Raw genomic sequence first — 13,308 nt, 5'->3', positions numbered from 1 at the left:
AAAGGAAAAACTTTGGCTATTTTGTGTTTTGTAATTATTTAAAAATATGTTTTCTTTGGAAACTATTTAAAATTCGGGATGTGGCGCAGTCCGGTTAGCGTACACGGCTGGGGGCCGTGTGGTCGCAGGTTCAAATCCTGTCATCCCGACTTTTTTTTCTTGCATGTTATAATGTTTTAAGAATATAATAATCAGCATTTATTTTGTGTTAACTGTTTTTATCTTAATTATTTTAATTTTCTTACTAAAATAAAACATTATATAGTTTTTCTTTTTCTATACAAAGTAGTCTTTTACCCGCATTTTAAGGTAAATACTGTTCAAAACTTAGTAAAATAATCATTTGTTGCAATGTTTCAAACATTTGTAATCTTGTATAGTTTTTTTAATTTACTAATTTTATGGAACTAAACAAACTAACTACAACAAACTGAAAAAACTACATTTAGATATAGGTTCTAAAAAGTTTACCAGTTTATTAGAAAAAAAAGATCCTAATGCTCATGAGGTTCTTTTTCGTCTATATTACGGTAAATTATTGCACATAGCCAAAGGATATCTTGATAATTATGAAGATGCCGAAGGTGTAGTGCAAAATGTATTTATCAAAATATGGGAAAGAAGTTATGGTTTATCTACCGTTAAAAACTTGAATAATTATCTTCATACCATAACAAAAAATGCTTGTTTAGATTTGTTAAAGCATCATAAGGTTAAAAATAATTTTTCGATATCCTATCAACAAAAAGTTTCAATTCAAAAAAAATTCATTAAAAATGAGGCTGTTTCATTAATTATTGAATCTGAATTACAAGAACGAATAAACAGTGCCATAGAAGCATTGCCTGAAAAATGTAAAAAAGTATTCATAAAAAGTAGATTTGAAGAATTAAAGCATGCTGAAATTGCCGAAAAACTTCAAATTTCAAAAAGAACTGTAGATGCCCATATATCAACGGCTTTACAGCATATGAGGCTTCATTTAAAAGAATATTTAACATTAATTATTATTTTTTTTAAATTATGACTAGGTATAGTACTAAAGTTAGTCGTCTATATAATACCAACTAACTATGAAAACTACTGTACTCTTAAATTATATTAAAGGATTAGTTACTTCTGAAGAAGCCATGTTGATAGAAAATTGGATAAATTCTTCAGAAGAAAACTCCCATATATTCAATACTTTAAAAGCAAAGTATGTGTCTTCTAGTTTTGAAGACACATTAAAAAAGACGAGCACAGAAAAAGCTTATGCTGCTTACAAAAAGCGTTTAAATAAAAAAACAAATAATTTTTCAGTAATTTTAAAATACGCAGCTATATTAGTTGTTAGCTTAAGTGTAGGTTATTCTTGTTTTTTATTAAAAAGTACTAATGAAACTGTAATTCCAGAAAATGCTATTGTATTAGAGCTAGAAACTGGTGAAACAAAAATAATTACAGAGAATAATGAAGCTGATATAGCAGATTCAAAAGGAAATAATTACGGGCAGCAAAAAGGAAATGTTTTGCATTATAATAACAATAGCAAAACTGAAGAATTGATATATAATACCTTAAAGGTGCCTTATGGTAAAAGGTTTAATGTTGTGTTGTCTGATAGTACAAAAGTAACACTAAACGCTGGTAGCTCGCTAAAATATCCAGTTAAATTTTTAAAAGGGTTTAATAGAGAGGTTTTTATTACTGGAGAGGCGTTTTTTAATGTTGCTAAAGATAAAGTTCACCCTTTTATAGTAAAGGCAAAAGGTATAAATGTTAAGGTTTTAGGTACACAATTTAATGTGTCTTCATATCCTGAAGATTTAGAAACCGAAACAGTATTAGTAGAAGGCGCTGTAAGTTTATTTGGGGAAAACATTGATGAAACTCAAGCAACATTAAAACCTGGAGAAATAGCTGTTTTAAACAGGGAAAGCACTAATTTAATTGTAGAAAATGTAGATGTTTCATTGTATACCTCTTGGATAAATGGTGTTGTAAGTTTTAAGCACGAACCATTTATCAATATTCTTAAAAAGTTAGAAAGGTATTATGATGTATCAATACAATGCAAAAATACAACCTTAAATAACACAGCATTTACTGCTAGTTTTAATAATGTAAGTATTGATTATATTTTGCAAACATTTAAAGAGAATTATAGTATTAACTATACTATAAACAAACAAACAAATAAACCAACTATAATAATCAACTAAACTAAATGATACCACATATGACATAGAAAAAACACTACACAACAAACTAATTTATTATTCTACTTAATCACTTGTATGCCAATACATGGCAAAAAAAACCGGAAAATGCGGGAACATTTAACCGGTTAAAGGTGTGATTAAATTAATAACCAACGTAAAGAACTATAAAAGTAATGAAAAACCTTGTTATTCAAAGGGAAACTATTCTCTTTCTGTTACAAAGCAATTTAAAAATGAAACTTACCACAATCTTTTTAGTTGTTGCCTTGTTTCAAACACATGCAAACCCCGTATCTAAAAAAAATACTACGGTTACTATTAATTTAGAAAACGTGCGTTTGGAAAAGGTGTTAAATCGGATAGAAACAATAACCGATTACAAATTCATCTATAAAGATGAAGATGTTAACTATCTAAAGCGCGTTTCAATTAACGCAACAAAAAAACCGCTTTTAGAAGTATTAGATAATTTATTTTTCAATACCAAAATTCAGTACAAAGTTTCCAGAAAACAAATTGTACTAAAGCCTAAAAAAGCACCTAAAAAATTAATACCAGTTAAGCAAACTCCAAAACAAACAAAGTTTTTGGTTAGCGGAACAATTTTAGACGAAAATGGGCAGCCACTACCAGGTGCAAATGTTATTGAAAAAGGCACAACAAATGGTGCTACTGCAGATTTTGATGGTAATTTTGCCCTCAAGGTAGCTAGTGAAAATGCCATATTAACTGTATCTTTTTTGGGGTTTGATACCAAAGAAGTACCTGTTAACAATCAATCACAAATTAAAATAGTATTAAAAGAAAACCTATCAGAACTAGATGAGGTTGTGGTTGTAGGTTATGGTAGCCAAAAGAAAGAAACCGTTGTAGGTTCTGTAACACAAGCTAAGGGTGAAGAAATTTTAAGAGCAGGATCTGTAGCAACAGTATCTGAAGCACTTTCTGGTATTATGCCAGGTGTGTCAACACAACAAGCCGCAGGACAACCGGGTTCTACAGCATCTACAATTTTAATTAGAGGTCAGTCTACCTTTGGAGGAGCAGGAAATGTACCACTATATATTGTTGACGGTGTTGAACGTGATTTTAATGATTTAGACCCTAATGAAATTGAATCCATATCTGTATTAAAGGATGCTTCAGCAACTGCGGTATTTGGTGTAAAAGCAGCAAATGGTGTAGTTGTAGTTACTACAAAAAGAGGTAAAGCGGGCGAAACAAAAGTAAACGTATTTAGTAGTTGGGGTTTAAAAGAACCAACAATGGATACAAATTACTATGCAGATTATGCTTCTACACTTGAAGCTTTTAACGAAGCTGCCATGAACGATAGGGCATACAGTGTAATGTTTCCACAAAGTGAAATAGATTTATGGAGAGACCCGAATAGAGACCGAGATTTTTATAGTTATACAACTTGGATTGAGGAACTATTAACAACAGGTGTAAATTCTCAGTATAATGTTAATGTAACTGGTGGTAATGATTTTGTAACTTATTTCTCGTCTCTTGGATATCAATTTGATGGCGATATTTTTGATTTTGAAAAACAAAAAGATTTTGATCCGCGTACCTATCAAAGAAAATTTACATGGCGTTCAAATTTAGATTTCAACTTTAGTAAAACTACAAAATTTAAAGTAGGCCTATCAGGTAACTTTAAAACTATTAATAAAAACTCGTTAACTAGGTTAACAAATAATGGTATAACAACTGGTGGAGGTAATACATTTGCACGTATTTGGCAAACGCCATTGGTAGGGCCACAGCCTATTTTACCAGATGGTAGATTAACTACTGAAGAAGGCGCTGTTGTTAACCCTAACTTTTATAAAGGTGAACGAGAAGGCCAATGGAGAGATCGCTCTAATACATTGTATACAGATTTTACTTTAATTCAAAATATAACCAAAGATTTAAAAGTTCAAGGAAGATTATCGTATAACTTTTTTCAAGAATATGGAAATAACAGCGGTATTATAAGGCAAAACGTTTTGTTTTATTATCCTAATGCTGATTTAACAGGCTTTATACAAGATGGAGACCCTGATGAAATTGTTGGGCCACCAACTGTAAACCCAGAAAATGTTACAGGTTCAAGCAATAGTTTGTACTATGAATTTAGAGTAAATTATGATAAAAGCTTTGGAGATAACCACCAAGTAGGAGTAATGGGGCTTTTTAGTAGAAGAAGAGCTCAAAGCGGTACAAATTTTCCGCGTTTTGAAGAAAGTTGGGTTGGTAGAGCAACATATGCTTATAAATCAAAATATTTATTAGAGTTTAATGGGGCTTATAATGGTAACGAAAACTGGGCACCTGGTTTACGTTACGGTTTCTTCCCATCATTAGCAGGTGGCTGGGTTGTATCTAGAGAAGATTGGTTTAAAGACAAAGTTAAGTTTATGAACTTTTTAAAGTTTAGATATTCTTATGGTGAAATAGGTTCAGATAAAGGTATTGGAAATAACCGTTTCTTATACCAATCACAATATGATAGCCGTTCAGGAGGTACTGCACAATTGTTTTTTGGAGACCCTTTAATAAACTATGGGCAACTTTTCCTAGAAGGAAGACCAGCAGTTCCGGGTAATACATGGGAAACTGCTATTAAACAAGATTTAGCTGTAGAAATGGGCTTTCTTAATAATAAATTGAGAACTACAATAGAACTGTTTCAAGAAAATCGTGAAGATATATTAATACAAAGAAATACAGTAGCACCCTGGTTTGGTGCAGTAACACCATTTGCAAATATTGGTGAAACAAAAAATCATGGTATTGATATAGAATTAAAATGGAATCATAAAGTAAATGAGAATTTTGAGTATTTTCTTCGTGCAAACGCATCACTTAGTGAGAGTCGCATAGTAGCACAAGATGATGCTCCTTCTACATCACCACAGCAACGTAATGAAGGTAAACCAATAGGTTGGCAACCAGGTTTGTTAAATGATGGTATATACCAATCATGGGATGAGGTATATAATAGTACAACTTCTGGTTTTTCTCCAGATGCTCAACTTATTCCAGGAAATTTAAGCTATGTAGATTATAATGCTGATGGGGTAATTAGCCAATTAGATAGAGTGCCAATTAATAACCCAAGATTTGCAACAAAAACTTATGCCTTTAATTTAGGTTTTGCATACAAAGGTTTTTCTGTAACAGCATTATTTAACGGTATGTGGGATTTATCAAAAAATATAGACCAAAGTTATTTATATGAGTGGGCTGGAGCAGGTATGTTAGGTTTCCAGTTATTAAATAATGAGCAACAAGATGCTTGGTCTTTTGATAATCCTAACGGTAGGCACCCTGCATTACGTACACAAAACACGGGGCATGATAATCAATTGAGTACTTACACAAATAGATCTAGTGCATTTTTAAGATTTAAAACACTAGAGGTTAAATACAAATTAGGACAAAAGGCTAGAGATGCTATTGGGCTTTTTGATTCTTTTGAGGTATTTATAAATGGTAACAATTTAGCTACCTGGACAGATTTGCCAAGTCAATTTGATCCAGAGCAAAATCAATTAATTGTATACCCAATTACAAAACGCTATAACCTAGGTGTTAGGTTGTCATTTTAGTAAATAAATAATCTAAAAAAACATAACATTATGAAAAAATATATAAAAACGCTGCTATTAGTAGTTTCAGTATCAGTAGTTTCTCTTTCATGTGAAGAGTATTTAGATGTTAGTCCTGAATTAGGAGTAAGTGAAGACGAGGTGTTTACAGATTATTTTTCAACAAGAGGAGCATTAGATAGAGCTACTCGTTTGATTCATAATTATGTATACAATGATACAGATTGGTCTGGTGAAGTAGGTTGTATGTCTGATGAAATGCAAATATCTAAAACGCAATTTCCAGTACATTATGTAATAAATACAGGAAACTGGATGGACTCAAATTTTAGAGATTTAGGCGGTATGACATATGACAACGTAGGGGCAGAGTTTAACGGAAATGATATACCAGCAGAACCAGTATCAAAAGCATTTGTTGCCATTCGTGCCGTTAATAATGTGCTAAAAAATATTGATAAGTTGGTTGAATTTCCTACTGAATTAGGATATACACCACAAGAGTTAAAAGACCAAATTGTAGGTCAAGCTCATTTTTTAAGAGCATTTCATTATTTTACAATTGTTAAGAGATACGGCAGTTTTCCTATTATGGATGAAGTTTTTGATCCATCAGCAAATTTTGATGTTCCAAGGCCAACATGGTTAGAAGGTGCAGATTGGATGGTTGAAGATTTAGATAAAGCCATAAGTTTATTACCTGTGAAATGGAATAGCCAAAACCTAGGTAGAGTTACTAAAACATCAGCAAGAGCATTAAAAGCCATGGTTTTATTATATGCTTCAAGCCCTTTAATGAACCCAGATTTAAATCCATATGGTTCATCTTCAAAAACATACAATATCACCTATGCTGAAAAAGCAGCAGCTGCAGCAGCAGAAGCTATTAATGGATATGCTGCCGGTGGTTATGAAATGTTTACTATGGAAGAGTATACAGAGAACTGGCGCAGTAGAACAAGTGGCTTTCCAAAAGAGGCTATCATTCAAGCACCATTATCTCAAGGCACAGACCCTAATGGCTCTGGAAGAGCAGGTCAAGGATGGTTTTTACCACAATTTGCTGGTGGGTGGTTAGCTGAAAATCAGCCAACACAAAATGCTGTTGATTGGTTTGAAACCATTGATGGTTATGATGTTAATGACCCTGAAGCCATTTCAAGTGGTAGCTTTAATCCATCAGACCCTTATAGTAATAGAGACCCAAGGTTGCGTGCAAGTGTATCAGTACATGGAGACGATTTGTATCCTGGTTTACCAAATCCTAACCCAGGAAAAGCAAGAACGCTTGATGCACTACCTAACGGTTGGCACTATAAATATGAAAACAGCCGAAACAAATTTTGGGCAGGTTACTATAGTAAAAAACACAAATGGCCTGGTTGTAATAAGTGGCACAGAGCAAGAGGTTGGTTTAGAATGTTTCCGCATATAAGAGTGCCCCAACTGTACTTAGATTTTGCTGAAGCCGCCAATGAAGCCTATGGGCCAAATGGTGCAGTTCCAGGAGCTTCTTTAACAGCCGTAGAAGCAATAAACATAGTTAGAGCTAGAGCAAATATGCCACCAGTTTTAGCTAAGTATACTACAGATAAAGAAACATTTAAACAACGTATTTATAACGAAAGAGCCGTTGAGTTATACCATGAACAACACAGATGGTTTGATATAAGAAGATGGAAAATTGCAAAAGAAGTTTTTGCAAATGGTATTTGGGGAGCCGATATCAAAGAAATAAACGGTGAGGTTGTTTATGATAAAAAGCTTATGGATGGTGCATTAAGAGTATTTGAAGATAAGCATTACTGGTATCCTTTTCCAACACAGGTTATGAATATTATGACTCAGTTTGAACAAAATCCTGGGTGGTAAATAATAAAATGATAAATATGAAATATTATATATTACTAGTTTTAACAGCCATAACGGGTGTTATATCTGCACAGCAGAATAATAATGACTCTATAACAAAAGTTGAAATAAATAATAAAGTTATTTTACCTTTTGGAGAAGTTGATAAAGATAAATTAGTAGGCGCTGTTGATGTTATTAAAGCAGATGATATATCGCACACTTCAGATTATAACGTGGAATCTGCACTTGTAGGTTTAGCGCCTGGTTTAATTGTAAATAAAGCATCAGGAGCTCCTGGTTTTGATACCACATGGATGCGTATTAGAGGTATATCACGTGGAGGTAATAGTGATGCACCTTTAATAGTTATTGATGGTATTGCTAATAGGTCACTTTCAAGTATTTCTATAGATGAGGTTGAAAGTATTCAGGTATTAAAAGATATTACTGCCAAAATGCTTTTTGGTAGTAAAGCTGCCAATGGTGTAGTAATGGTAACAACAAAACGAGGGTATGATGGAAAAAAGAAAGTTGAGTTTTTTGTAGAGTCTGGTTTAAAAAGACCAACAGAGTTGCCAGAATATCTAAACTCTGCACAGTACGCAAGACTTTACAATCAAGCCAGAATTAATGATGGTTTAGAGCCGCTTTATACAGATGAAGCAATTGATAATTACGCTAATAATCCGTCAACACTTTTTCCTGATGTAGATTTTTATGATACTTTTTTAAGAAAAAGTACCACTTTCCAAAGATTAAATGCGCAGTTAAGAGGAGGTGATGACAAAACTAAATACTTTTTAAATGTAGGTTTTATAGGTGAAGATGGTTTAGAAAAAGTTGGTAAACAGCAAAAATTTAACAGAATTAACGTTAGAAGTAATTTAGATTATCAAGTTAATAATACTGTTTCTGCTTTTTTAGATATAGCAGGAAGAATGGATATTTGGGACAGAGCTAATATTGATAATGGTAGCTTTTTTAATACATTATCATCTCACAGACCAAATGATTACCCATTATGGGCAGGAGATATTGGTGATACAGATAACTTAGGGTGGAGCCCAAGAGTAGGAACCAACTTAATGGGAGAATTAACTAGGTCTGGTTACGTTAATACTAAAAACTATTATGCACAAACCAATTTTGGGTTAAATTTTGATTTAGGTAAACTTATTGACGGTTTAACAGTTGGAGGTTATGTTACTTTTGATTTTTTCAATAATATATCTATAGGGAAAAACCTATCCTACTCTAGGATAGACCCGTCTGACGGTACAAGAATAGGTACAGATGTACTTCAATCATCTGAATCTCGTCAAGGTGATAACTCAACCCAAAACTTAGGATTAGTAGGTAATATAGATTATGTTAAGTCTTGGGGGAAAAATGACTTACAAATAAACATAGCAGGCTTTAGGCAAACATTAACCAGGAAATCTACCTTAGATGGTCCAACAACTCAGCAAGATGATAAAAACATAAATATAGGAGCTCGAGTAAACTATACCTTCAATAATAAATATACAATTGAAGGTAACGCATCTTACATGGGGTCTGATAAGTTTACAAAAGAAAACCGTTGGGGTTTATTTGGAGCTGGTGGTTTTGGCTGGATTATGTCTAATGAAGATTTCTTAAAAAATAATAACACCATAAACTATTTAAAATTAAAAGGGTCTTTTGGTGTAATGGGCTATGATTCTTCAATAGACTATTTATTATATCGTGATTTCTACCAAGGCGGTGGAGGCTTCAGGTTTGGACCTGAAAATGCCGTAATTGAATACGCTTGGAGAGCAGGACAAATTGGAAATCCAGATTTAACATTTGAAAAATCAAGAGAATTTAATATTGGTATTGAAACTAAACTTTTTAATGAAAAGTTAAATTTAGAAGTGAATTATTTCAATGAGTTAAGATATGACATTCCGGTAGTACTTAATAATGCTGTGCCAGATTACACAGGGGCTTTAAAACCAATAGGTAATTTTAATGAAGTTTCTAATAAAGGTATAGATTTAAGTGTAGACTATAGTAATGCTATAAATAACTTTAAATACTCAATAGGGGGTAATTTAATTTATTCTAAAGCAGTTAATGAAGTTTTTGATGAAATAAATGAGTATAGTAATTTAAACAGAACGGGGCAAGCTTCAGATGCCATTTTTGGTTGGGTTGCAGATGGATTATACCAAGACCAAGCAGAAATAACAAATCATGGTGTAACGTCATCATATGGAGATATTATACCTGGCGATATTAAATTATTAGATGTTGTTAACGATAGAGATGATAATCTTATAGATCAGTTTGATAGGCAAGTAATAGGAAATTCAACACCAAGAATCAATTACTCACTACATTTAAACCTAGAGTATAAAGGTTTTGAGTTATTTGTTTTAGGGCAAGGTATAACAGGTTTTGATAGGTATTTAACTAATAGTTATTATTGGAATGTAGGCGAAAATAAATACTCTGTACAAGCATTAGGTGCAGCAGTACCAGGAGCAGTAGCTGGCGCGCAATCACCAAGGTTAACGTCATTAACACAATCGCACAGTTACCGTGGGTCTTCGTACTGGTTAACAGATGGATCTTTCTTTAAAATAAGAACAGCAGAGTTAAACTATGCTTTTAAAGAAAATGTAAGTAAAAAATTAGGAGCAAGTGCTTTTAAAATATTTTTAAGAGGGAATGATTTATTTACATTCTCAAAAATTAAAAATTCAGATCCAGAAAACTTAAACGCAGGTGTAACAAACTATCCTATGTATACAACTGTTTCATTAGGTTTAAAATTAACTTACTAACAAAAAATAAGTTTAAAATTATGCAAAAAACATATAAAAAAGAAAACTTTAAAGGGCACTATAAAGGTAATTTTTTTAAAGTTAATACTTTAAAAAATGCAGTCTTAGCCTTATTGGTTACAGTATTATTTTTCTCTTGTGAAGATTATTTTGAACCAAAGTTAACAAATGAAAGAACTGAAGAACAATTACTAGCAAATGCCAATTTTGTTGAAGGGTTATTAACCTTTGGTTATAGAGCATTACCATCATCATATGAGGAGTTTGGAGGTGATTTTTTAGATATAGGTACAGACAATGCGCTTTCAAATAATTTATCAAGTGCATTAAGTAGAATGGTAGCTGTAGACGGATATTACACATCAGTAACAAACCCATTAAATGCATGGACATCAAGGTATGATGAGCTAAAAACTATCAATCAATTTATTGAAGTTGGTTTAGATGGTAATGTGGTTTATATAAAATCTAATTCAGATTTAGATGATACTTTTAGAAACCGTTTAAGAGGCGAAGCCTATTTTTTAAGAGCTTGGATTCATTTTGATTTACTACGCCGCTTTGCAGGTCTTGATGAAAGTGGTCAATTAATGGGCATACCTTTAATTACATCAACATTAGATATTAATGGAGATTTAAACTTAACCAGAAATACTTATGCAGAATGTGTACAACAAATCATAGACGATTTGGATGAAGCTCTTGCAGCTGGTTTACAAGATGAATATGTAGGAAATGATGAGGTGTTGGGAGATAATAACTTAGGGCGCCCAACAACAGTAGCTTGTAGAGCTCTTAAATCTAGAGTATTATTATATGCAGCAAGTCCTGCTTTTGGTACCTCAAGTTATGAGGTTGCTGCCCAAGCAGCTAAAGATGTTATTGATCAAATAGGTGTTGCATTGCCAGATATTTACAATGTAAATAATATATCTAATAGCTTTTATAATAATGATATTAATAACGAATTAATACTTCGTAGAGTTAGTGGAGGTAATATCGGAGATAATGCTGTGGAAAATAGAAACTTTCCACCATCACATCTTGGTGGAGGCAGATGTAACCCCTCGCAAAATTTGGTAGATGCATTTCCTATGGCAAACGGTTACCCTATTAGTGATGCAATGAGTGGATACGATGAAAGTAATATGTATGATGGCAGAGACCCTAGGTTTTATATGACTGTTATTTATAACGGACAAAATTTTAAGGGGCAAACCATTGAAACTTTTGAAGGAGGAAACAACACACCAGGAGCACCAGGAGTAACCGTTGAAAACGCAACACGTACAGGTTATTATTTACGTAAGTGGGTAAGTAGTAATGCTAGTTTAGTGCCAGGTAATATTACTAGAGACCAGCATTATAATGCCATATTTAGAAATGTAGAAATGTTTTTAAATTTTGCTGAAGCTGCTAATGAAGCCTATGGGCCAGATGGAGGTGGTCTAGGATTAACAGCAAGAGAAGCAATAGCCGAAGTGAGAAGAAGAGCAGGAATAGCATTAGGCGGAACTGATGATTATTTAGCTTCAATAACATCTAAAGAGGCTATGAGAACTTTAATTAAAAATGAACGTAGAATTGAATTATGTTTTGAAGGACATAGATTTTTTGATCTTAGAAGATGGGATGATAATTTAAATGAGCCAATATCTGGGGTAACAATTACTAATGATAATGGTACACTAAATTACCAAAGAAACGTGTTGGTAACTCCAAACTTTAAAGATTACATGATTTATGGGCCACTGCCTTTTAATGAATTGTTAAAAACAGGAGGAGACATTACCCAAAATCAAGGTTGGTAATTATTTGCCAAAGTTATAAATGAATAGAAAAATAAAGAAGATGAAAAAAATATCATTAATTGTTTTGTTAGCAACATTGTTTTTATTCCAAGCATGTTATGACGATTATAAAACGGACTTCACGTATTCAGCTACATATTTTCCAAGGCAATTTCCTTTAAGAACATTAGTTGATGCAGACGGACAAGATTTAAAATTTGAAGCAGGTGTTGTTTTAGGCGGTAAATATACCAACGATGTTAACGAAGAAGTAGGCTTTATTATAGAAGACACACTATTAAATGCATACCCAGACTTAACAAAGTTACCTGATAATTATTATAGTATGAATGGTACAAGTATAACTATTCCAAAGGGGAAGTTTAAAGGTAGTTTACCAATTACTTTAAATAAAGATTTATTTATGAATGATCCTTTAGCTGTTGGTAAAAATTATGCCTTACCCTTGCAATTAGTAAGCTCAACCACAGATTCTATACTAGACGGAAAGCATTATTCAATATTTGTGGTACGTTACTATAACAAATACCATGGTTGGTATTATGTAAAAGGAACAGATACTAATACAGTTGATAATTCAGTAGTAACATATTCAGAACAAGACTTAGTAAGCAATGAAGATATGTTATTAACAACCTTAGATAAAAGCTCGTTAAATGCACCTTATGCTGGAAATCCTGATGTTTCTGGAAGAGGTATGAATGTAGAAATAGATGATTCTGGTAATGTAACATTGTCTGATGGAACAGGTGATATAACCAACCTTAGCGGTACAGGAACTTACAATGATCAAACAAGAGGTTTTACATTTCAATATAGTTATACCGATAATAACGGTGAAGTACACAATGTTTCAGAAGAGCTTATTTATAGAAATACCGAATTAATTGTTGAAGAATGGCAATAAAAATTTTTCTAGATGAAAAGTAAATTTTTAGCTAATGTATTTTGGTCTAAAGATTTATAATTATTTAGTTAGTTTTGTTTAGTTTTGGAGCCCTAATTATTATTAGGGCTCTTTTAG

Annotated in this window: 7 protein-coding genes and 1 tRNA gene; all 8 read left to right on the top strand. The window is 32.6% G+C overall.

Annotation, left to right across the window (positions count from 1 at the left end):
• Window positions 1-74 precede the first annotated feature (74 nt).
• Window positions 75-149, top strand: a tRNA-Pro gene (locus tag ACYX4H_RS02325).
• A 281-nt stretch (window positions 150-430) separates the two neighbouring features.
• The gene (locus ACYX4H_RS02320; RefSeq protein ID WP_476238626.1) at window positions 431-1,027 is read left to right on the top strand and encodes an RNA polymerase sigma-70 factor; all 597 of its coding nucleotides are present in this window, start codon (window positions 431-433) and stop codon (window positions 1,025-1,027) included.
• Window positions 1,028-1,073: 46 nt separating this feature from the next.
• Window positions 1,074-2,204 (top strand): FecR family protein, encoded by a 1,131-nt coding sequence (locus tag ACYX4H_RS02315; protein ID WP_476237609.1) that lies wholly within the window; start codon window positions 1,074-1,076, stop codon window positions 2,202-2,204.
• A gap of 233 nt (window positions 2,205-2,437) precedes the next feature.
• The gene (locus tag ACYX4H_RS02310; RefSeq protein WP_476237608.1) at window positions 2,438-5,806 is read left to right on the top strand and encodes a TonB-dependent receptor; all 3,369 of its coding nucleotides are present in this window, start codon (window positions 2,438-2,440) and stop codon (window positions 5,804-5,806) included.
• Window positions 5,807-5,836: 30 nt separating this feature from the next.
• Window positions 5,837-7,678: a RagB/SusD family nutrient uptake outer membrane protein gene (locus ACYX4H_RS02305; protein WP_476237606.1), complete on the top strand. Its 1,842-nt coding sequence runs from the start codon at window positions 5,837-5,839 to the stop codon at window positions 7,676-7,678.
• Between the two features lie 17 nt (window positions 7,679-7,695).
• The gene (locus ACYX4H_RS02300) at window positions 7,696-10,473 is read left to right on the top strand and encodes a SusC/RagA family TonB-linked outer membrane protein (RefSeq protein WP_476237605.1); all 2,778 of its coding nucleotides are present in this window, start codon (window positions 7,696-7,698) and stop codon (window positions 10,471-10,473) included.
• Window positions 10,474-10,493: 20 nt separating this feature from the next.
• A complete protein-coding gene (locus ACYX4H_RS02295; protein ID WP_476237604.1) occupies window positions 10,494-12,284 on the top strand; it encodes a RagB/SusD family nutrient uptake outer membrane protein in 1,791 nt (596 codons plus the stop codon).
• Window positions 12,285-12,324: 40 nt separating this feature from the next.
• Complete coding sequence (locus ACYX4H_RS02290; protein WP_476237602.1) at window positions 12,325-13,191, top strand: BT_3987 domain-containing protein; 867 nt, start codon at window positions 12,325-12,327, stop codon at window positions 13,189-13,191.
• Window positions 13,192-13,308: the final 117 nt, after the last annotated feature.

This window comes from Seonamhaeicola sp. ABD4_340, assembly GCF_056312135.1.
The sequence above is the reverse complement of the archived record's forward strand: the minus strand, read 5'-3'. Positions and strand labels throughout refer to the sequence as shown.